Raw genomic sequence first — 22230 nt, 5'->3', positions numbered from 1 at the left:
AACCCCATCCGACTCACTCGCCAGGGAGGCCGCCGTGGCGGACCAGTCTGACGTATGGCTGGTCGTGCCCGTCTACAACGAAGCACAGGTGATCGCGGACGTGGTGCGCAACGCGCTCCAGACGTTCCCGAACATCGTGTGCGTCGACGACGGTAGCCGGGACGGCTCAGCGGACGCGATCCGCGGCACGGGCGCTCACCTGGTGCAGCACCCGGTCAACCTCGGCCAGGGCGCGGCGATCCAGACGGGCGTGGAGTACGCCCGCGAACAACCGGGCGCCGAGTACTTCGTGACGTTCGACGCCGACGGCCAGCACCAGGTCGCGGACGTGGTGCGGATGCTGGACCGGCTGCGCGCCGAGCCGGTCGACATCATCGTCGGCACCCGGTTCAAGGGCGACGACTCGCACATCCCGCTGATCAAACGCGTGGTGCTCAAGACCGTGGTGGCGGTCAGCCCCAAGCTGCGCAAGCTGAAGCTGTCGGACGCGCACAACGGGCTGCGGGTGTTCAACAAGAAGGTGGCGGACGAGCTCCGCATCACGCTGAACGGCATGGGCCACGCGTCGCAGATCGTCGACATGATCTCGCAGCGCGGGTGGCGGGTCACCGAGGAACAGGTCGAGATCCTCTACACGGAGTACTCGATGTCCAAGGGCCAGTCGCTCATCAACGGTGTGAACATCCTGTTCGACTCGGCTCTCAAGACGGGGTCCAGGCGCTGACATGCTGATCCAGTTCCTGCTCATCGCCGCGGTCATCGTGCTGCTGGTGTTCTTCCTCAAGAACCACGGCACGACCAAGACCGCGGCCGGCGTCAAGATCGGCTTCCTGCTGTTCCTGGTGCTGGCGGTCGTCGCCGTCATCAGGCCGGTCGAGGTGTCGAAGGTCGCCGAGCTCGTCGGCGTCGGCCGCGGCACCGACCTGCTGCTCTACGCCCTGGTCGTGGCCTTCGGCTTCCAGACCATCAACACCTACCTGCGGTTCAAGGAGCTGGAGCTCCGCTACGCGCGCCTGGCCCGCGCCATCGCGCTGCGCAACGCGGAGGCTCCCGAGAGCAAGGACGCGCCCGCGGTCGTCGAGGCCGTCGAGCGCGTCGAGGACCCCGCTCACACCTCCTGACCCGACGAACGCGGACGGGCCGGTCACTCCCTCCTCGGGAGGACCGGCCCGTCCGTCGTCGGTCGCTCTGCCGGCCGGGTCAGCTCTCCAGCGCGCGGAAGTAGTCCACGGTCAGCCGCACGCCCGTGGCGATGTCCACCTCGGGCTTCCAGCCCAGGTCCGCCTGCGCCAGCGACGGGTCGATGGCCGACGCGCGCAGGTCGCCGAGCCGGGCCGGCGCGAACTCGGGGTCGTCGGCCACGCCCGCCGCCTGCGCGACGAGGGTGTGCAGCTCGCGGTCGGACACCTGGTGCGCGGTGCCGATGTTGTAGCGCCGGCCGCCGCCAGCCTCGCCGGAGGCCGCGATGAACGCCGACACGACGTCCTCCACGAACACGTAGTCGCGGGTGTTGCCGCCGTCGCCGAACACCTTCGTCGGACGGCCCGCGAGCAGCGCGGACGCGAAGATGGCCACCACACCCGCCTCGCCGTGCGGGTCCTGCCGCGGCCCGTAGACGTTGGCGAGGGCCAGGTGCGTGCACTCCAGGCCGTACAGCTGCCGGTAGGTGTTCAGGTACACCTCGCCGGACACCTTCGACGCCGCGTAGGGCGACTTGGGGTTGATCGGGGTCGACTCGGCGACCGGCAGCACCTCGGGCGTGCCGTAGATCGAGCCGCCGGACGAGGCGAACAGCACCTTGCGCACGCCCGCGCGACGGGCGGCCTCGGCCAGGTTCACCGTGCCGAGCACGTTCTTGTTGGCGTCGAGCAGCGGGTCGGCCACGGACACGCGCACGTCGATCTGCGCGGCCAGGTGGAACACCACCTCGGGGCCGAACGAGGCCACCACGTCGGCCAGCTCCGGCGAGGTGATGTCGACCCGCGAGAACGAGTAGCGGTCGGCGTGGGCGGGGTCGGCGGGCGCCGTCCGCTTGCCGCGGCTGAGGTCGTCGACGACGTGCACCTCGTGCCCGTCCCTCAGGAGCCTGTCGACCAGGGTTGAACCGATGAAGCCGGCTCCGCCGGTCACGAGTGCGCGCACGGGTGTCTCTCCAGTGTGGGTGGATCGGGGTGGGTGTGGGGTCGAGTCGTCACGGGCAGCCTAGAACCACCGCTCGAGCACCAGCGCGACCCCGTCCTCGGAGTTGGCCGCGGTGACCTCGTCGGCGGCGCCCAAGGCGTCCTGGTGCGCGTTGGCCATGGCCACGCCGTGGCCCGCCCACGTGAGCATGGGCACGTCGTTGGGCATGTCGCCGAACGCCAGCACGCCGCTCGCGGGCACGCCGAGGCGTTCGGCGACGGCGGCCAGGCCGGACGCCTTCGTCACGCCGGGCGCGGCGAACTCCAGCAGGCCCTCGTTGGTCGACCAGGTCATCGCCACGGAGTCGCCGACCAGCGGACCGACGGCCCGCGCCATCTCGTCCGAGGCCATGTTCCGGTGCCTGACCAGCAGTTTCACCGCCGGCTTGCCGGTCAGCTGCGCCCGCTGGTGACCGGGCAGCGGCTGTGCGCCGTCACCCCACGGGTGCAGGTAGTGCTCGTCGGCGATGAACTCGGGCTCGTCCGAGCCGCGGGCGGACTCGCCGACCCGCTCCGAGGCCAGGGCGCAGCCGGGCAGCGCCTCGTCCAGCACGGCGGACAGGTCGGTCAGCTGCTCGGGGGTGAGCAGCTCGGCCGTGACGACGCGGTCCGCGCCGATGTCGTAGAGCACCGCGCCGTTGGAGCACACGGCGTAGCCGGACAGGCCCGCGGCCTCGGCCACCTCCGGCACCCAGCGGGGCGGGCGGCCGGTGGCCAGCACGAACGGGACGTCGGCCGCCAGCACCCTGGCGATCATGTCCGCCGTGCGCGGGCTGACCCGGCCCAGGGGTGTGAGCAGGGTGCCGTCGACGTCGGATGCCACAAGGGATGGTCTCTGCACCGTCACATGGTGCACTCCCGGGGAACGGACTCGGCTACCGTCGCCGGGTGCGCACTGGGATTGTGATCCTGCCCGAACACCGCTGGTGGATGGCCGAACACAAGTGGAAGGCCGCCGAGGAGTACGGCTTCCACCACGCCTGGACCTACGACCACATGGGCTGGCGCTCGTTGGTCGACGGACCCTGGTTCGGCGCGGTCCCGACGCTGGCAGCGGCGGCGACGGCCACCCGGACGATCCGGCTCGGCACGCTGGTCGCGTCACCCAACTTCCGCCACCCGGTGCCGTTCTCCCGGGAGCTGCTCGCCCTCGACGACCTCTCCGACGGCCGCTTCACGCTCGGCGTCGGCGCCGGCGGTGTGGGATACGACACGGAGGTGATGGGCGCCACGTCACCGCGCAGCAGGCAGGGCCGGTTCGAGGAGTTCGTGGCCGCGCTGGACATGCTGCTGGCGCAGGACCGGACCACGTTCAGCGGTGACCACTACGAGATCCGCGACGCCCGGAGCGCGCCGGGCTGCGTGCAGCGGCCCAGGCTGCCGTTCGTGGTCGCGGCCAACGGGCCGAGGGCGATGGCGGTCGCGGCGAAGTACGGCACGGGCTGGGTCACCACCGGGCCGGAGACCGAGGACGAGGACGAGTGGTGGGACGGCGTCGCCGCGATGACGGCCCGGTTCCGCGAGGTGCTGGCCGGGATCGGGCGGGCCAAGGAGTCGATCGACTTCCACCTCAACGCCGATTCCTGCCCGGTGTACTCGCTGACCAGCGTGGAGCGCTTCCGCGAGGTGGCCGGCCGGGCGCGCGGGCTGGGGTTCACCGACCTGGTCGTGCACTGGCCCCGTGCCGACGGCGTGTACGCGGGGAGCGAGGCCGTGCTGGAACGGGTCGCGGCCGACGTGCTGCCCGAACTCGTCGGCGGCTAGCGTTCCGGCTGTGCGACGAGTCGTGGTGATCGGTGGCGGGATCGTGGGGCTGGCGACCGCTCGGGAGGTGGCCCGGCGCGGCCACGACGTGGTGGTGCTGGAGAAGGAGCCGCACTGGGCGGCGCACCAGACCGGGCACAACAGCAACGTGGTGCACGCGGGCCTGTACTACAAGCCGGGGTCGCTGAAGGCGCGCATGTCGGTCGCGGGCAACGCCTCGATCGTCGCCTACGCCCGGGAGCACGGCGTGCCCGTGGACGTGTGCGGCAAGCTCGTCGTCGCCACCTCGCCGGACGAGGTGCCGCGCCTGGCGGCGCTGGCGGAACGGGCCGAGGCGAACGGGGTGCCCGCCCGGCGGATCGGCGTGGACGAGGCCCGGGAGTACGAGCCCGAGGTCGCGGCCGTGGCCGCGTTGCGGGTGGAGAGCACCGGGATCATCGACTTCCCGGCCGTGTGCGCGGCTCTCGTGCGCGAGCTGAACGGCCACGACCTGCGGCTGCACACGCCCGCGTTGGCGATCCGGCGCGCCCTCAGCGGCGGTGGCGTCGAGGTGGCCACGACGCGCGGGGTCGTGCGGGCGGATGCGTTGGTGAACTGCGCGGGCCTGCACAGCGACCGGGTGGCGCGGCTGGCGGGCGTGACGCCGTCGGCGGCGATCGTGCCGTTCCGCGGCGAGTACTACGAGCTGCGGCCCGACCGCCGACGGCTGGTGCGCGGCCTGATCTACCCGGTGCCGGACCCGGCGCTGCCGTTCCTGGGCGTGCACCTGACCCGGATGCTGGACGGCAGCGTGCACGCGGGCCCGAACGCCGTCCTCGCCCTGCGCCGCGAGGGCTACCGCCGGCGTGACGTGTCCCCGGCCGACCTCGCCGACGTGGCCCGCTTCCCCGGCACGTGGCGGCTGGCCCGCAAGTTCGCCCGGACGGGCGCCGAGGAGGTGCTGCGGTCGTTGTCGCGCAAGCGGTTCGCCCGCAGCCTGGCCCGCCTGGTGCCCGCGATCCGCGAGGACGACCTGGTGCGCGCGCCGGCCGGGGTGCGGGCGCAGGCGATGCGCGCGGACGGGTCGCTCGTGGACGACTTCCTGATCGACACCGCGCCGCGGCAGGTGCACGTGCTCAACGCGCCCTCACCCGCCGCGACGTCGGCCCTGGAGATCGGCCGGCACGTGGCCGGCCAGGTCGAGCTCAGCTGGACCTGAGCGTGGACCCGGATGAGCGCCCCGGTGACGGCGACAGCGCGCCGCCGCGCGGCGAGGTCGTCACGCTCCGCTTCGACGGCCGCGAGGTCGCCGTGTGGTGGGGACCCGACGGCGACGTCGACCGGCTCGCCGCCCGAGGCCCCCGGATCCTCACGTGGCCCACGGCCGACGCCTGCGAGGAGCACGCTCGGCGGGCGGGGTGGACCGGCTTGGAAGCCGAGGACGACGGGACCATCAGTCGATCCACCCTGGACTTCGAACCGGCCCAGGCGTGGCTGCGGGGGCGAGCCGCACCCGACCCCGGCTCGGCGCTGAACCTGCGGAACTTCCACTGGGACGTGCAGGCGACCGCTACCGGCGCTTGGCCCGCTCGGAAACGGGTGGAACTCCGCTGCCACGGCAAGCTCACCGCCGCCAACGTGCCGTGGCTGGCCGGTGAGACCGTCTACCGGCCCCGCTGGACGGCCGTCGAGCTGCGTTGCCTGCGCAGGGTGCTCAACGAGTCGGTGCACGCCCTGCGGACGATGGTGTCCTGAGGAAGGACGCGAACGCACCCCGCCTGAGCTCCGGCACATCGCCGTCGGGGTTCTGCGCCTGCCGGGAGCACTCGACTCCGGCAGCGAACTGCCGGAGTCGGTGCCCGTGGGTGGTGGGTTCGGACAGCTCAGCCGGGCTTGATCAACTGGGCTTGAGCACGTCCAGGCCGAGGAACGGGCGCAGCGCCTGCGGGACGACGACCGAGCCGTCGGCCTGCTGGTGGTTCTCCAGGATCGCGACGATCCACCGCGTGGTGGCCAGCGTGCCGTTGAGCGTGGCGGCGATCTGCGGCTTGCCGTTCTCGTCGCGGTAGCGCACGTTGAGCCGACGGGCCTGGAACGTGGTGCAGTTCGAGGTCGACGTCAGTTCCCGGTAGGCCTGCTGGGTCGGGATCCAGGCCTCGCAGTCGAACTTGCGCGCGGCCGACGTGCCCAGATCACCCGCGGCCGTGTCGATGACCCGGTACGGGACCTCGATCTTGGCCAGCATCTCCTCTTCCCACGCCAGCAGCTTGGCGTGCTCGGCCTCGGCGTCCTCCGGCTTGACGTAGGAGAACATCTCGACCTTGTTGAACTGGTGCACGCGGATGATCCCGCGGGTGTCCTTGCCGTACGAGCCGGCCTCCCGCCGGTAGCACGACGACCAGCCCGCGTACCGCTTCGGGCCGTCCAGGATCTCGTCCGAGTGGTACCCCGCGAGCGGCACCTCGGACGTGCCGACGAGGTACAGGTCGTCGGCTTCGAGGCGGTAGATCTCGCTCGCGTGCGCGCCGAGGAACCCGGTGCCGGCCATGATCTCCGGGCGCACCAGGGTCGGCGTGATCATCAGCTTGAACCCGGCCGCGGTGGCCTGGGCGACGGCCATGTTCAGCAGCGCCAGCTCCAGCTGCGCGCCGACGCCGGTCAGGAAGTAGAAGCGCGAGCCGGACACCTTGGCGCCGCGTTCCATGTCGATCGCGCCGAGCCGGACGCCCAGGTCCAGGTGGTCGAGCGGCTCGAAGTCGAACTCGCGCTTCTCGCCGACGTGCTTGAGCACGACGTAGTCGTCCTCGCCGCCCTCGGGCGCGTCGGGGTGGACCACGTTCGGCACGGCGCGGTGCAGTTCGCCCAGCTCCGCCTCGGCGGCGGACTGCTCCGCCTCGGCGGCCTTGACCTCGGCGGCCAGCTCCTTGCCCTTGGCCAGCAGCGCGTCGCGCTCCTCGCCCTTGGCCCGGCCGACCTGCTTGCCGAACGTCTTCTGCTCGCCGCGCAGCGCGTCGGCGCGGGCGATGGCGGCCCGGCGGCGCTCGTCGGCGGACAGCAGCGCGTCGACCACGGTCTCGTCCTCGCCACGCGCGCGTTGCGACGCGCGGACGGCTTCCGGGTTCTCGCGCAGTGCCTTGAGGTCAATCACACCAGGAAGGGTAGTACCCGGCCGGAAGCGGTTTGCACGACGTCACGCCCCGCTGTCGGACCCCTCGGGCAGGATGCGCGCGTGGTTGAACGAACGGACGACGACGCCGGCCCGCCCACCGAGGCGTCGGACCTGGCAGAGAACTACGCGCGCACGCTGGTGCACGCGGGCATGACCTCGTTGGACGACACGGTGGAGCAGGTGCTCGACTACGTGGCCGACGAGCGGCCGATCACGCCCGCGGTCGCGCGGGCGGTGGTGGAGCGGGTGTGGCGGGAGCGGTCCGCCGAGCAGGAGGCGTGGCCGGAGAGCACGGACGTGGACCGGCTGTTCGCGGTGTTCGACGCGCTCGACCGCGACGGGATCGTGGCCCGCGCCGACTTCACCTGCTGCCAGACGTGCGGGCACGCCGAGATCGGCGACGAGGCGGGCGACGACGCGCGCGGGTACGTGTTCTTCCACCGGCAGGACACCGAGAGCGCGGTGGCGGGCGAGGGGGTCTGGCTCGCCTACGGCTCGTTCGGCGACCCCGCGAGCCACGGGTCCACCGACCACGCGGCGGCCGACGAGGCCGTGGCGCGCGAGGTGGTCGCGACGCTCGCCGCGAGCGGGCTGCCCGTCGAGTGGAACGGGTCGGCGCGCGCCCGGATCAAGGTGGGGCCGATGGCCTGGCGGAAGCGGCTGCCGACGGGCTGACCAGCACGGCCTGGGCGGAGCGGCCCCGGCACGACCCCTGACACCGCCACCCCGACAGCACGACCCCCTGACAGCGCCGGACAGCGCGAAGGGGGCGCGCCCGACCCGCGGGCGCGCCCCCTTCGCCGTGAGAGCTACGAGATCGCGACGGCGACCACGAGGCCGAGGGCGACGTGCGCCGAGGCCACGACGACGCTGGCCGGTGCGAAGCGCTCCGACTCGATCAGCGAGCCGATGTCGAGCTTGGTCACCCACTCCAGCAGCCGGACCGCGAGCACCTGCACGATGATGCCGACGAAGCCGAAGATCAGGGCCGACAGCAGGCCCTCGGCCAGCTTGCCCGCCGCGCTGTAGATCGCCACGACGATGATCAGCGCCATGCTCACCAGACCGGCGGAGGTGACGATGACCGCGTTCGGGGCGCCGCCGCGGACCAGGGCGCTCAGCTTGCCCGGGGTGGTCCAGTCGATGGCGTAGAAGCCGACGACCATCAGGATCAGGCCGACGATCGCGTACAGCGCGATCGCACCGACGCCGGTGCCGATGGCGGACCCGAAGCCGGGGTCCAGCGCGAGTGGGGGAATCACAGACCCTCCGTGGTGTGCAGGTTGATCGGTTGTGCCGCCGGTGAAGGAGCCGGTGACGGTGCCGGTGACGGCGGACGTGGCGCCTTCGCGGGTTTCGGGGAGGGGTTCATTCGACGATCCTGTGCGGCACGAACGCCGCGCCGTCGTCGGTGACCAGGCCGACGGTCTCCCGGATGCCGAGGCCCGCCGAGGCGTCGCCGACGACCCACGCGCCGAGCGCCGGCCGGTAGCCGTCGAACTCGGGCAGCGGGTCGAAGAGCTGGTAGACGAAGCCCTCCTTGCCGTAGACCCCGCCGGTCTGGGTCTCGTAGCCGGGGGCCACGATCTGGATGTTCTGCCCCTCACGGCCGAGCCTCGGCTTGCGCACGTACTCGGTGAGCAGGCCGGGGTCGTCCAGGAACGCGGGCAGCAGGTTCGGGTGGCCGGGGTACATCTCCCACAGCACGGCCAGCAGCGCCTTGTTGGACAGCAGCATCTTCCACAGCGGCTCGACCCACAGGGTCCCGGGCAGGCTCTCCACCGCGTAGCGGCCGAACTGCTCGTCGACCACCCACTCCCACGGGTAGAGCTTCACGACCGTGCCCATCGGCGCGTCCTCGAGGTCGACGAACCGCTTGAGCAGCGAGTCCCAGCCGATCTCCTCGATCGCCAGGCCGACCGTGTCCATGCCCGCCTCGGCCGCGGTCTCCTGCAGGTAGGCCACGGTGACGTGGTCCTCACCCGAGGGGTCCGCGCCCGACCAGGTGAAGTGCAGCTCGTTGGACGGCAGCCGGCTGCCGATCTCGGCCCAGCGCTCGACCAGCTTCTCGTGGATCGAGTTCCACTGGTCGTCCTCGGGGTGGACGTCGGTCTTCCAGTTCCACTGGACGACCGACGCCTCCAGCAGCGACGTGGGCGTGTCGGCGTTGTACTCCAGCAGCTTGGCCGGCCCGCTGCCGTCGTAGCGCAGGTCGAACCGCCCGTACACGTGCGGGTCGCGGCGCTTCCACGACTCGGCGATCGCGGGCCACAGCCACTCGTTGATGCCGAAGTCGCGGTAGCGCTCGGTGAGCACCACGTTGTCGACGGCTTCGAGGCACATGTTGTGCAGCAGCTCGACGTCGGCTTCCAGCGACAGCACGTCGCTCATCTCGAAGACGTAGTGCGCCGACTCGTCCCAGTACGGGCGCGGGCTGCCGTCCGCGGCCCGCGCCGGCGCGCCGAACACCAGCCCCTGCTCGGAGACGGTGCGCTGCCAGTTCGGCCGGGGCGCGGAGGTCTCCCGACGCACTCAGCTGCCCCCGCTCTTGCTGCCGCCGGACACGCCGAACCCACCGCGCTGCACGACCGTGCCCGACTTGGTGCTGATGTTCGCGCCCTTGGGCATGGTGTAGGTGCCGCCGCTGACCTTCTGGCCGACGGGGGTGCTCGGCGCGCCGTAGTTGTAGCGGTACGAGCTGCCGCCGATGTAGATGAACCCACCGCTGACGTAGCCGCCGTGCGACCTGGCGTAGCTCTCGTCGCAGTACTGGTCCTCGACCACCACGTCGTCCTTGACGCACTGCGCGACCACGTCGTCGGGGCTGGACGCGGCGTACCAGATGGCCACCACGCCGGCCACGCCGACGGCCACGCCGCCGCCGATGAGCAGCCGCTTGCGCAGCTTCTTGCGACGCGCCTCCTCGGCTTCGACGGCGAGCTGCTGCTCGCGCTGCTGCTCGATCGCCGCGGCGCGGGCGCGCTGCTCGGCCAGTGTCGGCGGCCGGGGCTTGGTCTGGCCCGCTTCCTGGCTGCGGATCTGGCCACGACCGCCCGGCGGCGGTCCTTGGGGCGGTCCCTGCGGCGTCGGGGGCACGTACGGCGGCGGCGACGCGCCACCGCTCCCCGGCCCCGGCGTCGCCGGTCCGCTCGGTTGGCCCGGTCCGCTCGGCCCACCCTGGCCGGGCGTCGCGGCGCTACCGGTGTTGTCGTTCTCAGTCATCAGCCACTCCCGGCGGGGACGGTACAGAGATCGGCCGCCGAATGGGTGACGAGTGTCCCAAAAGCAACACTCTCCACCCGCCCGAACGGTTACACGGCCTACACAGGCATCATGGAGTAGATGTCCGCCACCACGCGCTGGTTTCGTCGAGGTGACCACTTGGTCATGCTCGGCGCGTCGGCTGGCGCGTTCGTGCTGCTGGCCCTGAGCACCCTGATCGGGTGGCCGGTGGGCGCAGGCGGCATCGGCAGCCCGGCCACGACCAAGGTGAACCCCGTCATGGCAGCTCAGGCGGGCGACTGCCTGAACTGGACCAAGCAGGACCTGTCGGACGTCGAGAAGGTCGACTGCGCAGCCCAGCACCTGTTCGAGGTGACCGGTGTGGCGGACATCTCCGCCGCTCACGGGCCGCAGGCGCCGTTCCCGGACGACGAGCAGTGGCAGCTGATCAGCCAGGAGCAGTGCGCGAAGCCGTCGCTGGACTACCTCGGCGGCAAGCTGGACCCGTTCGGCAAGTACACCGTCGGCCCGCTGAACCCGGGCGAGCGGTTGTGGGGCGAGGGCCAGCGGACGCTGCGCTGCGGCCTGCAGGTGGCCGGTCCGGCGGGCGGGCTGCTCCCGGCCTACGGCTCGGCGCGCACCCAGAACCAGTCCGACGTCTACGACCCGGGCGTCTGCCTCGGCATCACCGCCACCGGGTCCGTCGGTGACCCGATCGACTGCGCGAAGCCGCACACGTTCGAGATCACCGGGGTGGTGCCCCTCCCGCCGGGCGAGTTCCCGCCGTCCGACCAGCAGGACGACGTGCTGTTCGCCGAGTGCGGCAAGCTCACCGCCGAGTACACCGGCGGCGCCGACCTCAAGGCCCGCGGCCTCATCGTCACGTGGGACACGCGGGCGCCGGAGAGCTGGGCCGCCGGCTCCCGGCTGGCGAACTGCAAGGTCGGCGCGCAGCCCGTGGACAACGTCCTGATCGCGTGGGAGGGCAGCGTCCGCAACCCGAACGCACCGCCGCTGACCACGTCCAACCCGCCGCAGACGACCGCCGTGCAGCAGGACGAGCCGACCGGCGCGCCGCTGCACTCCCAGTCCAACTCCAGCTCCGCCGCGCCGCCCTCGTCGGGTTCCAACCCGCCGAAGTCGGACGAGACGACGACAGCCACGACCACGACGACGTCGAGGTGACGACATGCCGGTGGAGATGACCCGTCAGAGGTTCGAGGAACTGGTGGGCGAGGCCCTCGACCTCATCCCGCCGGACTTCGCGGCGGCGATGAGCAACGTCGTGGTGCTGGTCGAGGACCGCAACGCGGACGTGCCCAGCCTGCTCGGCCTCTACCACGGCATCGCGCTGACCAGCCGGACCACCGACTACGGCGGCGTCCTGCCGGACCGGATCTCCATCTACCGCGAGGCGATCCTGGACATCTGCCGCACCGAGGACGACGTGGTGGAGGAGGTCGTGGTCACCGTGGTCCACGAGATCGCGCACCACTTCGGCATCGACGACGCCAAGCTGCACGAGCTGGGCTGGGGCTAGGCGCCCGGCCGATCAGTCGGGCAGGTCCGCTATGCGGTTGGCGATGGTCTCCAGCGCCTTCAGCTCGTCGGCGGACAGGTGGTCGATGAACCGGTTCCGCACCGACCGCACGTGCCCCGGCGCGGCCTGTTCCAGCGCGGCGAAGCCGTCGTCGGTGAGGTGGTAGATGCTGCCGCGGCCGTCGTTGACGTCCTCGGTGCGTTCGAGCAGGCCGCGGGCTTCCATCCGGGCCGCGTGGTGCGAGAGCCGGCTGCGCGACCACTGCATCTTCGCGGCGAGGTCCCGCAGCCCCCATCGCCGGTCCGGCTTCTCGGACAGCGTGCTCAGCACCTCGTAGTCGGTCGAGGAGAGGCCGAGCGCGGCGAGGTCGCGAGCGGTGCGCGCGGGCAGGACGGTGAGCAGGCGCCGGAACGCCCGCCAGGCCCGCTCTTCGTCCGGCGTCAACCACGGCACCTCGGGCATGCACCCATCCTGCCACCTTTGACATGTCAACGAAACCGGAGCTAGCCTCGTTGACATGTCAAAGAACTCTGCGGTCCGCGTGCTCGTGATCGTCGCGAGCACCCGCCCGGGTCGACTCGGCCGGACCGTCGGCGAGTGGTTCACCCTGGTCAACCACCAGGTCGCGGTCGACCACGCCGCCGAGATCGACATCGCCGACCTGGGGCGGATCGGGCTGCCCCTCCTGGACGAGCCCGAACACCCGTCCTCCGGCACCTACCACCACGAGCACACCCGGGCGTGGAGCCGGCTCGTCGCCGACGCCGACGCGTTCGCGATCGTCACCCCCGAGCACAACCACGGCATGCCGGCCGCCCTGAAGAACGCCATGGACCACCTGTCCGAGGAGTGGGCCTACAAGCCGGTGTCCTTCGTCGGGTACGGCCACACCTCGGCGGGAACCCGCGGCGTCCACATGGCCAAGCAGGTCGCCACCACCCTGCGCATGGTGCCCACCGGGGCCACCGTCGCCCTGCGCATCGGGGACCACTTCGGCGACGGACGACTGCTCGACGACCCCTCCAGGGACGAAGCCGCGCACAACACCCTCCGCGAGCTCGTCCGCCTGGCCCGCGTCCTGCGCCCGCTGTACCGGCCGGACGGCGAAGCGGTCGCCCCGGCCGGCGCGCCGCCGCCCGTGCCGGGTGTCGGCCTGCGGCGCGCCGATGCCGCCGACGCGGCGGAACTCGTCGTGCTGCAACGCTGCTGCTGGGTCCAGGAGGCCATCGCCAACGACGACTGGGACCTCGCGCCGCTGCACGAGACGGCCGACGCCGTCCGGGCATGGACGGACGACTGGGCGGTGTGGTGCGCGCGCCTCGACGGCCGGCTGGTGGGGGCCGTCCGCGCTCGCCGCGACGGTGACACGTGGGACATCGGGCGCCTGATGGTCGCGCCCGATCTCGCGGGCCGGGGGCTCGGCGCCTGGCTGCTCCGCTTCGCCGAGGAGCAGGCGCCGCCCGGGGTGCGCGCGTCGCGGCTGCACACCGGCGCTCGCAGCCACCGCAACGTCGCCCTCTACGAGCGCTCGGGGTACCGGCGCGGGGCCGTCCACGACGGCGTCGTCCCGTTGACCAAGCCGCTCCTGGCGACCGCGGCGCGCTGATCAGTCCCCGACCACGTCCACCCCGGTCCACGACGTGCAGCGCCAGCCGTCGTCGCCGCGTTCCAGCACGACCCGGCCGGTGTTGGGCAGCAGGCCCGCCTCGGCCAGCGCGGGGCCCACGTTGCGGGCCAGCGCGAGCGCGCCCATCCGCAGCACCGCGCCGTGGCTGACCAGCACCACCGTGTCGCCGTCGCGGTGCTTGGCGGTGATCCCGTCCACCGCGGCCAGGTAGCGGTCCAGCGCCTGGCGACCGCTCTCGCCGCCGGGCAGCGGCACGTCCAGCTCGCCCTCGGCCCACTGCTTCACCGTGGCGATGAAGACCTCGAACGCCTCGCGGTCGTGCCGCCCTTCGAGGTCGCCGCAGAAGATCTCCTGCACGCCGTCCACGACCTCGACGTCCAGGCCGTGCGCCGCCGCCACGGGCGCCGCGGTCTCCTGCGCGCGCACCGCCGTGCTGGCGTACACGGCCGTCACGGGCTCGGCGGCCATCTGCTCGGCCAACGCGGCGGCCTGCGCCCGGCCCGCGTCGGTCAGCGGCGGGCCGGGTGGCAGCGAGTCCAGCGCCATCTTCACGTTCGACGCCGTCTCGCCGTGTCTGACCAGGATCAACCTCACGCGCCGTGCCCCCTCCGGACCTCGTCGACCCACTCGGCCGCCGCCACGAACTCCTCGTTGCCCGCCACCACGCCGCCCGGCTCGGCCTTCGGGTACGAGCCCAGGAACCGGGTCTGCGGGCAGTGCCGGTGCAGCGCGGCCAGCGCGTCGCCCACCCTCGGCTCGGCCACGTGACCGTCGAAGTCGATGTAGAACCGGTACTCGCCGAGCCTGCCCTTGGTCGGCCGGGACTCGATGCGGGTCAGGTTGATGCCGCGCAGTGCCAGCTCGGTCAGCAGCTCCGACAGCGCGCCGATCCGGTCCGCGGCCGTGCAGACGACGGACGTGCGGTCGTGACCGGTCGGCTCGGGCAGCTCGCCGGGCGGGCGGAGGAGCAGGAACCGGGTCTTCGCGTCCCGCACGTCGGCCACGTCGGTGGCCAGCACCTCCAGCGGGTAGTGCCGCACGGCCACCGGAGCGCTCACGGCGGCGTCGAACTCGTGGTTGAGCACGGCGCGCGCCGCGGCGGCGGTGGAGGTCGTGGCGACCGCCTTGGCCTCGGGCAGGTGCTCGGCGAGCCAGTGCCGCACCTGGGCCAGCGCATGGGGGTGGCTCGCGACCGTGTGCACGGGCTCGCCGCCGGGCCGCACCAGCACGCTGAACCGCACCGGCAGCACCGCCTCGGCCACCGCGACCAGCGGCTCGCCCTCGGTCAGCGCGTCCATCGTCGCGGGCACCGCGCCCTCGACGGAGTTCTCCACCGGCACGCAGGCCGACCCGGTTTCCCCGCGCCGGGTGGCGGTCAGGGCGGCGGGCACCGTGTCGAACGGCACCAGCTCCTGCTGCGGAGAGGCGAAGCCGCGCGCGGCCTGCTCGGTGAACGTTCCCTGCGGTCCGAAGTAGGCGAGCACGGCCGCAACGATACGAGGACCACGTCCGGTGACCGCTGTTGAGGCGAGGATCACCCGCCCGGTGGGTGCCCGCCCCCGTTCCGCAGCAACCGGTTCTCCTGGAATGCTGGTGATGTGTCCGCCGCCGATACGGAGGGTGAGATCAACGCTCCGGTAGCAGTTCCCCGTCTGGTGTTGTGCGCCGTCGACGAACCGCTGGCCCGCGCCTGGCTCGCGGTGGCCGACGGCCGGAGCGGCGTCGAGGTGCACCGGGGCTCGGTGCTCGACATCGTCGCCGAGGCCGTGGTGAGCCCCGCCAACTCCTCCGGCTGGATGCGCGGGGGCATCGACGCGGTCTACGCGCGAGCGTTCCCGCTGGTGGAGGGCAACGTGCGCAGTGCCGTGCTCGGCTTGCACGGCGGCGAACTGCCGGTGGGCGAGGCGCTGGTCGTGCCGACCGGCGAGCCCGAGCCCGAGTGGCTGATCAGCGCGCCGACCATGCGGCAGCCCGGTGAGCTGCTGCCCGAGGACACCGTGCACCCGTACCTGGCCGCGCGCGCCGTGCTGCGGTTGTGGCTGCGCGGCCGGTTGGACGACGGCCGCCCGCTGCGCGAGGTCGTGCGCACGATCGCCATGCCCGGTCTGGGCACGGGCGTCGGCGGGGTCGCGCCCGCCACGTGCGCACGGCAGGTCGCGGCGGCGTGGGACGAGGTGTTCAGCCCGCTGCCCAGGAGGTAGCCGCCAGTTGTGCACAACCTGTGGACAGTTCGACCCCGACCTGTGGACAACTAGCGCGGCGCCACCCAACGCTCCAGGTCCAGCTCGTCGGTGATGGGGATGCCGTAGTCCCCGACGCTGGGGATCTCCGGCTTGAGGCGACGGGCTTCGCGCACCGCGTCGGCGCGCAGGGCGGTGAGCCGGAAGCCGCGGCGCTGGTAGAAGCGCAGGGCGTCGAGGTTGTCGTTGGTCGTGGTGAGCCTGACCCGGGAGCAGCCGAGCTGGCGGGCCCGGCGGACGGCGGCGTCGACCAACGAGCTCCCGACACCCCGGCCTCTTCGCAACGCGTCGATGGTGACGATCTCCAAGTGTCCGTCGGCGGCGGCGTAGGTCAGCAACCCGACCACGGTGTCCTGCTGTTCGACCAGGAACCCGGGCAGGCTCGCCGGGAAGAACACCTGGCCGTGGGCGACCGCGGTGTGCGCGCCCCACAGCTCAAGCACCAGCCTGCCGACGACGATCCGGTCGGCTTCCTCGATCGCGCGTACGAGCATCCCTGCACTGTCTTGGCGGGCGGGCGCGGTGGGTACCGGCATTCGACCTATGGTTGGTTCGTGCCGGTGCGAGTGTTGCTCGTAGACGACCACGAGGTGGTGCGCAGGGGGCTGCGCGAGCTGCTGGAGGACGAGGACGACATCTCGGTGGTCGCCGAGGCGGGCGGGGTGGGCGAGGCCCTGGTCCGCGCTTCGGCGACCCGGCCGGACGTCGCCGTGGTCGACGTCCGGCTGCCCGACGGCGGCGGCGTGGAGCTGTGCCGTCGGCTGCGCGCGCTCGCGGACGGGCCGAGGTGCCTGGTGCTGACCGCGTTCGACGACGAGGAGGCGCTGGTCGGGGCGATCATGGCGGGCGCGTCGGGCTACCTGCTCAAGCAGGTGCGCGGGCAGGACCTGGTGACGGCGGTGCGCGAGGTGGCGGCCGGGCGTTCGCTGCTCGACCCGCAGACGACGTCCCGCGTCCTGGACCGCATGCGCCGCCCGGTCGAGGTGGACGTGCTGGACGCGTTGACCGAGCAGGAACGGCGGGTGCTGGACCTGATCGGGGAGGGCCTGACCAACCGCCAGATCGCCGAACGGCTGTTCCTGGCGGAGAAGACGGTGAAGAACTACGTCACCGCGGTGCTGTCGAAGCTGGGCATGGAACGCCGCACGCAGGCCGCCGCCTGGGTGGCCCGCCGCTCGCGCTGACCCCGGGCGCGGTGCGGTCGGGCGCGCGGCGAGCCGGGCCGGTTACGCGGCATCGGCCGTTCGGTGTGCGGTCACGGGCGTCGTGCCGGCTCCGCGCCGTGACACCCCGGTCAGGGGTTCAGCGGCACGTGCCAGGTGATCGTGGTGCCGGTCCGGGGCGACGACGCGACCTCGCAACCACCGCCGGCCGCCAGGGCGCGCTCCTCCAGGTGCCGCAACCCCCGCTTGGCCACCCCGCGCGGGACGCCGCACCCGTCGTCGGCGACCTCCAGGTCGAGCCGGTCGGGCGTGCGGCGCAGCGTGATGCCGACGTGCCGGGCGCCCGAGTGCCGCACCACGTTCGACAACGCCTCCCGCAGCGCCGCGCGGGCGTGGTCGGCCAGGTCCGCCGGCACGTCCGCGACGTCGCCCTCGACGCGCACCTCCGGCTCGAACCCGAGCAGCTCGCCCGCCGTGCGGGCCTCCGCCAGCACCGAGCCCTTGAGGTCCACGTCGGCGGGCTTGCCCGGGTCGGCGCTGCGCAGGGCCCGGACGGTGGCGCGGACCTCGGCCATCGTCCGGTCGAGCTGGTCCACGCAGTCCGCCAGCCGCCGCGCCTCCCGTCCGTCGAGCTTGAGCCGCCGGTCGAGCAGGTCGAGCTGCACGCCGGTCGCGTACAGCCGCTGGATGATCACGTCGTGCAGGTCGCGCGCGATGCGCTCGCGTTCCTGGTAGACCGCTATCCGCTGCCGCGCGGTCGACCCCTCGGCCAGCACGACCGCGAGCCCCGCCTGCGCGGCGAACGCGGCCAGCACCTCGACCGTGTCCGGGCTGAACGGTTGCGCGCCCTTGCGCCGGTACACGGCCAGCGCGCCGATCTTGCGCTCCTTGGTGCCGAACGGCGCGACCGCGAACGGCCCGTACCCCCGCAACGCCTTGGGCACGAACGGCGCGGTGCGCGGGTCGGTGGTGAAGTCGTCCGCGACCACGGGCACGCCGGTCCGCGCCGCCCGCGCCGCCGACGAGCGGCTCGACAGCACGACGCCCACCGGGTCGTCGTCGCCCGAGGACGCCTCGACGGTCAGCGTGCCGTCCTCCGCCGTCACCATGGCCAGCCCGAGGTCCGCGCCGGCGAGTTCGACGGCGCTGCGCACCACGAGCGGCAGCACGGCGTCCGGGTCGTCACCGGCCAGGGCGGCCGAGGTGATCTCGGTCGACGCGGCGAGCACGCGGGCTGGGTCCACGGTGGTCAACGGTAGGCCCTGGTCCGCATCCGGCCCTCGGCGACGTCCAGCACCAGGTCGGCGCGGTCGGCCTCGCCCGGCCGGTGGGTGATGTGGACGACGGTCTTGTCCCGCAGCACGTCGTCCAGGCGGGCCAGCAACGCGGCGGCGGTCGGCTCGTCGAGGTGCGCGGTCGGCTCGTCCAGGAGCACGAGGTCGGCGTCGTGGAGCAGGGCGCGGGCCAGCGCGACCCGCTGCGCCTCGCCGCCCGAGAGCAGGGTCGGGCCGATCACGGTGTCGAGGTCGAGCCGCACGCCCGCGACGTCGAGCGCCCAGAGCAACCGCGCGTCATCCGCCCGGGGGTCACCCAGCCGCAGGTTCTCGCGGACCGTGGTCGAGACCAGCATCGGCTCCTGCGGGCACCAGGCCACGCGGTCGGGCCGCCACACCAGCCCGCGTTCGGGTTCGAGGAAGCCCAACAACAACGCGAACAAGCTCGACTTGCCGGCTCCCGACGGACCCACCACGGCCACCTTGGCGCCGGCCGGCAGGTCGAACGACACCCGCTCCAGCACCGGTTCCGCGCTCCCGGGCCACTTCACCGTCACGCCTTCGAGCCCGACCGCGCCGCCGACCGAGCCCCGCTCGACCCGGGCCGCCCCGGTCGCCGGCGGCTGCTCGACGATCCGGCCGTACGACTCGCGCAACGCCGCACGGTGCTGGGCGGCGGTGGGCAACGCGCTCAGCACCTCGGCCAACGCGAGCGGCACGAGGCCGAGGACGGGCACGAGCAGCGGGTCGACGCCCCCGGCCAGGCCGATGCACACCGCCGACGCCAGTCCGGTCGTCAGGTGCACGATGCCGATCGCCGCGCCCGCGCCGAGGGCCTGCCGCCGTGCCTGCCTGGCGAGTTCGGCGTCCTGGCGCGCCAGCTCGGCGCGCACCACGCGGTCGGCGCCGAACGCGATCAGGTCGGGTGCGGCGGTGAGCAGGGTCAGCACCTGCTCCGACACGTGCCGCCGTCCCCTGGCGAGCACGGCCGTGGCGCGGCGTTCGGCGAGCACCGCGACGACCGGCGCGAGCGTGCCGCCGAGGACCAGCGCCACCGCCAGCGCGAGGCCGGCCACCGGCTCGATCACCGCGAACAACGTCACCGCCGCGACCGACACGCCCACCGCGACCAGCGGCGGCTGCAGGACGCGCGGCACCAGGTCGCGGACCGCGTCGACGTCGTCGACCAGTCGGGTGAGCTCGGCCCGACCCGGCCGGAGGCCGCGCCACAACCCGACCCGCAACGACTCGGCGAGCCGGAACGCGGCGTCGTGCGACACCAGCCGCTCCAGGTACCGGAACATGCCCTTGGCCAGCGCGAACGTCCGCACGCCCACCACCAGCACCGACAGCGTCAGGATCGGCGGCTGGGTCGCCGCCTTCGCGATCAGGTAGGCCGCGAACGCCGTGAGCGCCACACCGCTGAGCGAAGCGGCCGTGCCCAGCAACGCCCCCGCCAGCAGCCGCCGGGTCGGGCGCGGCGTCCGCGCGGCGGTCGACCGGTCGTCCACGACGTCGACCTCCCGAGCCGCCGCGACCTCCTCGGCCTGCTCGCCCACCAGCCGGTGCGTCGCCAGCACGACCGCCGCACCGTCCTCGGCGGCTCGGTGCACGGCGGCCATCACCTTCGCGGCCGTCGCCGGGTCGAGGTGGGCGGTGGGCTCGTCCAGCAGCAGCACCCTCGCGCCGTCCCGGACGCGCGTCAGCGCACGCGCGACCGCGACCCGCTGCCGCTCGCCGGTCGACAGGTCCGCGATCGGCCGCGCCACCAGGTGATCGGCCGCCACCGACGCCAGCACGTCGTGATCGACCCGGCCCGCGGTCAGCTCCAGCTCGTCGGCCACGGTCCGCCCGGCGAACGCGGGCCGCTGCGGCACCCAGGCGATGGACGACCGGTCGACGGCCACCGACCCGCCGTCCGCCTCGACGAACCCCAACAGGACGCTGAACAGCGTCGACTTGCCCTCCCCGCTGGGCGCGTCCAACCGGTGAACCTCGCCGGGCCGCACCCGGAACCCGACCCCGTCCGGCGCGAACCGCCCCCGCCGCCGGACGCGGAGATCACGGACCTCCACCCCCTCGACCGAGCCGACCGGACCGGCCTCCGCCGGACCGGGCGCGGGGATCTCCGCGACCCGCCGCACGGCCTCCACACCGTCCTCCGAAGCGTGGTGAGCCGCACCGGCCGCCCGCAGCGGCAGGTAGCACTCCGGCGCGAGGATCAACACCACCAGGCCCGTGACCAGCGCCATCTCCCCCGACACCAGCCGCAGCCCGATACCGACCGCGATCAACGCCACCGACAGCGACGCCACGATCTCCAGCACCAACGCCGACAGGAACGCCACCCGCAACGTCCCCATGGTCGCCCGCCGGTACCGCTCGCCCACCTCCCGCACGGCCGACGCCTGAGCCGCCGCGCGCCCGAACGCGGTCAGCACCGGCAGCGCCCGCACCAGCTCCGCCAGCCGACCCGACAACCGCTCCAGCGCCGTCGCCGCCGCGGCCACCCGCGCCGACGTGAACCGGCCGATCAGGATCGCGAACACCGGGATCAACGGCAGCGTCACCGCGATCAGCACGGCCGACGTCGGGTCGGTGAAGAAGATCCAACCGCCCACCGCCACCGGCACCACGGCCGTCGTCACCAGGGCAGGCAGGTACCGGGTGAAGTACGCGTCCAGCGCGTCCAGCCCCTTGGTCGCGAGCACCGCCAGCGACGCCGGACCCCGCGCCACGATCCACGACGGCCCGAGCCCCAGCGCCCGGTCCAGCACCGCCGCCCGCAGCTCCTCCTTCGCGCCCGCCGCCGCACGCGCCGCCACCGACTCGGTCGCCCACGCCAACAGCGCCCGCACGACGACCGCGCCCGCCAGCACCCACAACGACCCGCCGGTCACCAGCGCCGACGCCAGCGCGACCGCCTGCCACACCAGCGCGCCGGCCGTGAGCGCGGCCAGCACCGCGCACCAGGCCAACGCCCGGCGCGCCGAGCGCGAGAGCGCGGGCAGCGCGCCGAGCGGGCCTTTCCCCGGCTTCTTGGCGAAAGGGGCTCCGGGGAAGTTCACGGCACGTGCACCTGAGGGATGTGCCGGGTGCCGATCCGCTTGCGGAACACCCAGTACGTCCACCCCTGGTAGACGAGCACCGCGGGCGTGCCGAACGCGGCCACCCACGTCATCACGGTCAGCGTGTACGGGCTCGACGCCGCGCCGGCCACCGTCAGCGACCACGCCGGGTCCAGCGTGGACGGCAGCACGTTCGGGTGCAGCGCGCCGAACAGCGCCGCCACCGTCGCCGCCACCACGACACCCATCAGCGCGAACGCCTGCCCCTCGCGCCGCAGCACCAGCCGCCCGTACGCGCCCAGCGCCGCCAGGGCCACCGCGATGGACGCGCCCCACGTCCACACCGACCCGAACCGCAGCTGCACGATCAGCAGCAGCACCAGCAACGGCAGCAACGCCACCGGCGCGACCTTCAACGCCAGCGCGCGCGCCCGTTCCCGCACGTCGCCCTCGGTCTTCAGCGACAGGAACACCGCGCCGTGCACCAAGGCGTACCCGGCCACCGCCACCGCGCCGAGCAGCGTCTCCCACCGGATCGAGGCGAACGGCGAGCCGACGCGGTCGCCGGCGGCGTCCAGCGGCATCCCGAACACGGTCGTCGACAGCAGCAACCCGACCGCGAGCGCGGCGGTCCACGACCCGGTCACGATCACCGCGTCCCACACCCTCCGCCACCGCGCCGAGTCCACCTTCCCCCGGTACTCGAACGCGACACCGCGCCCGATCAGCGCCAGCAGGAACAGCACCAGCGGCAGGTACACCGAGCTGAGCAGCGCCGCGTACCAGGCGGGGAACGCGGCGAACGTGGCGCCGACCGCCACCAGCAGCCACACCTCGTTGCCGTCCCACACCGGCCCGATGGTGTTGACCAGCACCCGCCGCTCGCGGTCGGACCGCCCGAGCACGGGCAGCAGCATGCCGACGCCGAAGTCGAAGCCCTCCAGGAACAGGTAGCCCAGCCACAGCAGGGCGATCACGCAGAACCAGAACGTCTCCACGGCTCC

At 73.1% G+C, this 22230-nt stretch carries 24 protein-coding genes; 11 read left to right on the top strand and 13 right to left on the bottom strand.

All coding sequences use genetic code 11. The features are described from left to right. Positions 1-34 precede the first annotated feature (34 nt). Together ppgS and AB0H12_RS13585 are read left to right on the top strand one after the other, a co-directional pair. Positions 35-724 carry a polyprenyl-phospho-N-acetylgalactosaminyl synthase PpgS gene (ppgS, locus tag AB0H12_RS13590; RefSeq protein ID WP_230569355.1) on the top strand — a complete coding sequence of 230 codons (690 nt, stop codon included), beginning with the start codon at positions 35-37 and terminating at the stop codon, positions 722-724. Between the two features lies 1 nt (position 725). Further along, entirely contained in the window at positions 726-1121 is a 396-nt protein-coding gene (locus AB0H12_RS13585; protein WP_499623139.1) for a DUF2304 domain-containing protein, read from the top strand. A gap of 79 nt (positions 1122-1200) precedes the next feature. On the opposite strand, the gene AB0H12_RS13580 is transcribed toward AB0H12_RS13585, so the two are convergent. Both AB0H12_RS13580 and AB0H12_RS13575 read right to left on the bottom strand, forming a co-directional pair. Beyond that, the gene (locus AB0H12_RS13580) at positions 1201-2142 is read right to left on the bottom strand and encodes an NAD-dependent epimerase/dehydratase family protein (RefSeq protein WP_499623138.1); all 942 of its coding nucleotides are present in this window, start codon (positions 2140-2142) and stop codon (positions 1201-1203) included. A gap of 60 nt (positions 2143-2202) precedes the next feature. Next, positions 2203-3021 carry an HAD family hydrolase gene (locus AB0H12_RS13575; protein ID WP_499623137.1) on the bottom strand — a complete coding sequence of 273 codons (819 nt, stop codon included), beginning with the start codon at positions 3019-3021 and terminating at the stop codon, positions 2203-2205. A gap of 47 nt (positions 3022-3068) precedes the next feature. Here AB0H12_RS13575 and AB0H12_RS13570 point away from each other — a divergent pair, with 47 nt between their 5' ends. From AB0H12_RS13570 to AB0H12_RS13560, 3 genes are read left to right on the top strand one after another with little or no spacing between them, the layout of a single operon-like run. Then, complete coding sequence (locus AB0H12_RS13570) at positions 3069-3944, top strand: LLM class flavin-dependent oxidoreductase (RefSeq protein ID WP_499623136.1); 876 nt, start codon at positions 3069-3071, stop codon at positions 3942-3944. A gap of 10 nt (positions 3945-3954) precedes the next feature. Continuing rightward, positions 3955-5142 (top strand): L-2-hydroxyglutarate dehydrogenase, encoded by a 1188-nt coding sequence (gene lhgD / locus AB0H12_RS13565; protein ID WP_499623134.1) that lies wholly within the window; start codon positions 3955-3957, stop codon positions 5140-5142. 2 nt (positions 5143-5144) lie between these two features. Then, positions 5145-5678, top strand: coding sequence for a hypothetical protein (locus AB0H12_RS13560; RefSeq protein WP_499623132.1), 534 nt, complete (start codon positions 5145-5147; stop codon positions 5676-5678). Positions 5679-5820: 142 nt separating this feature from the next. Here the strand turns inward: AB0H12_RS13560 and serS are convergent, their stop codons facing one another. Next, positions 5821-7071 carry a serine--tRNA ligase gene (gene serS, locus AB0H12_RS13555; RefSeq protein WP_230569365.1) on the bottom strand — a complete coding sequence of 417 codons (1251 nt, stop codon included), beginning with the start codon at positions 7069-7071 and terminating at the stop codon, positions 5821-5823. A gap of 81 nt (positions 7072-7152) precedes the next feature. Here serS and AB0H12_RS13550 point away from each other — a divergent pair, with 81 nt between their 5' ends. Further along, positions 7153-7767 (top strand): DUF6891 domain-containing protein, encoded by a 615-nt coding sequence (locus AB0H12_RS13550; protein WP_499623131.1) that lies wholly within the window; start codon positions 7153-7155, stop codon positions 7765-7767. Between the two features lie 134 nt (positions 7768-7901). Here AB0H12_RS13550 and AB0H12_RS13545 read toward each other — a convergent pair whose 3' ends face one another. From AB0H12_RS13545 to AB0H12_RS13535, 3 genes are all read right to left on the bottom strand, one after another. Further along, complete coding sequence (locus tag AB0H12_RS13545) at positions 7902-8354, bottom strand: DUF350 domain-containing protein (RefSeq protein ID WP_499623129.1); 453 nt, start codon at positions 8352-8354, stop codon at positions 7902-7904. 106 nt (positions 8355-8460) lie between these two features. Next, complete coding sequence (locus AB0H12_RS13540; protein ID WP_499623128.1) at positions 8461-9624, bottom strand: glutathionylspermidine synthase family protein; 1164 nt, start codon at positions 9622-9624, stop codon at positions 8461-8463. Then, on the bottom strand, positions 9625-10314 hold the full coding sequence (locus AB0H12_RS13535; RefSeq protein WP_499623127.1) for a hypothetical protein: 690 nt from the start codon (positions 10312-10314) through the stop codon (positions 9625-9627). A gap of 120 nt (positions 10315-10434) precedes the next feature. On the opposite strand from AB0H12_RS13535, the gene AB0H12_RS13530 reads away from it, so the two are divergent. Continuing rightward, complete coding sequence (locus AB0H12_RS13530; protein ID WP_499623126.1) at positions 10435-11499, top strand: septum formation family protein; 1065 nt, start codon at positions 10435-10437, stop codon at positions 11497-11499. 4 nt (positions 11500-11503) lie between these two features. After that, positions 11504-11854: a metallopeptidase family protein gene (locus AB0H12_RS13525; RefSeq protein ID WP_230569370.1), complete on the top strand. Its 351-nt coding sequence runs from the start codon at positions 11504-11506 to the stop codon at positions 11852-11854. Between the two features lie 12 nt (positions 11855-11866). Here the strand turns inward: AB0H12_RS13525 and AB0H12_RS13520 are convergent, their stop codons facing one another. After that, positions 11867-12316: a MarR family winged helix-turn-helix transcriptional regulator gene (locus AB0H12_RS13520; RefSeq protein ID WP_499623125.1), complete on the bottom strand. Its 450-nt coding sequence runs from the start codon at positions 12314-12316 to the stop codon at positions 11867-11869. A 55-nt stretch (positions 12317-12371) separates the two neighbouring features. Between AB0H12_RS13520 and AB0H12_RS13515 the strand changes: the two genes are divergently transcribed. Further along, positions 12372-13460, top strand: coding sequence for a GNAT family N-acetyltransferase (locus tag AB0H12_RS13515; RefSeq protein WP_499623123.1), 1089 nt, complete (start codon positions 12372-12374; stop codon positions 13458-13460). Here the strand turns inward: AB0H12_RS13515 and AB0H12_RS13510 are convergent, their stop codons facing one another. Continuing rightward, positions 13461-14075, bottom strand: coding sequence for a histidine phosphatase family protein (locus tag AB0H12_RS13510; RefSeq protein ID WP_499623121.1), 615 nt, complete (start codon positions 14073-14075; stop codon positions 13461-13463). It abuts the gene before it with no gap. Further along, positions 14072-14965: a prephenate dehydratase gene (gene pheA, locus AB0H12_RS13505; protein WP_499623120.1), complete on the bottom strand. Its 894-nt coding sequence runs from the start codon at positions 14963-14965 to the stop codon at positions 14072-14074. The genes AB0H12_RS13510 and pheA overlap by 4 nt, the downstream gene beginning before the upstream one ends. Positions 14966-15079: 114 nt before the next feature. Here pheA and AB0H12_RS13500 point away from each other — a divergent pair, with 114 nt between their 5' ends. After that, complete coding sequence (locus tag AB0H12_RS13500) at positions 15080-15682, top strand: macro domain-containing protein (RefSeq protein WP_499623118.1); 603 nt, start codon at positions 15080-15082, stop codon at positions 15680-15682. A 50-nt stretch (positions 15683-15732) separates the two neighbouring features. Here the strand turns inward: AB0H12_RS13500 and AB0H12_RS13495 are convergent, their stop codons facing one another. Continuing rightward, the gene (locus tag AB0H12_RS13495; protein WP_230569374.1) at positions 15733-16215 is read right to left on the bottom strand and encodes a GNAT family N-acetyltransferase; all 483 of its coding nucleotides are present in this window, start codon (positions 16213-16215) and stop codon (positions 15733-15735) included. A gap of 60 nt (positions 16216-16275) precedes the next feature. Between AB0H12_RS13495 and AB0H12_RS13490 the strand changes: the two genes are divergently transcribed. Then, a complete protein-coding gene (locus AB0H12_RS13490) occupies positions 16276-16905 on the top strand; it encodes a response regulator (protein WP_230569375.1) in 630 nt (209 codons plus the stop codon). A gap of 110 nt (positions 16906-17015) precedes the next feature. Here AB0H12_RS13490 and AB0H12_RS13485 read toward each other — a convergent pair whose 3' ends face one another. The 3 genes from AB0H12_RS13485 to cydB are packed head-to-tail and all read right to left on the bottom strand — an operon-like array spanning position 17016 to position 22224. After that, positions 17016-18137 carry a GAF domain-containing sensor histidine kinase gene (locus AB0H12_RS13485; RefSeq protein ID WP_499623116.1) on the bottom strand — a complete coding sequence of 374 codons (1122 nt, stop codon included), beginning with the start codon at positions 18135-18137 and terminating at the stop codon, positions 17016-17018. Next, positions 18134-21226 (bottom strand): thiol reductant ABC exporter subunit CydD, encoded by a 3093-nt coding sequence (gene cydD, locus AB0H12_RS13480; RefSeq protein ID WP_499623115.1) that lies wholly within the window; start codon positions 21224-21226, stop codon positions 18134-18136. The genes AB0H12_RS13485 and cydD overlap by 4 nt, the downstream gene beginning before the upstream one ends. Then, positions 21223-22224, bottom strand: a complete 1002-nt coding sequence (gene cydB / locus AB0H12_RS13475) for a cytochrome d ubiquinol oxidase subunit II (protein ID WP_499623113.1) — start codon at positions 22222-22224, stop codon at positions 21223-21225. The genes cydD and cydB overlap by 4 nt, the downstream gene beginning before the upstream one ends. Positions 22225-22230 lie beyond the last annotated feature (6 nt).

This window comes from Actinosynnema sp. NPDC023794 (genome assembly GCF_040639675.1).
In the GTDB taxonomy this organism is placed as follows: domain Bacteria; phylum Actinomycetota; class Actinomycetes; order Mycobacteriales; family Pseudonocardiaceae; genus Actinosynnema; species Actinosynnema luteola.
The sequence above is the reverse complement of the archived record's forward strand: the minus strand, read 5'-3'. Positions and strand labels throughout refer to the sequence as shown.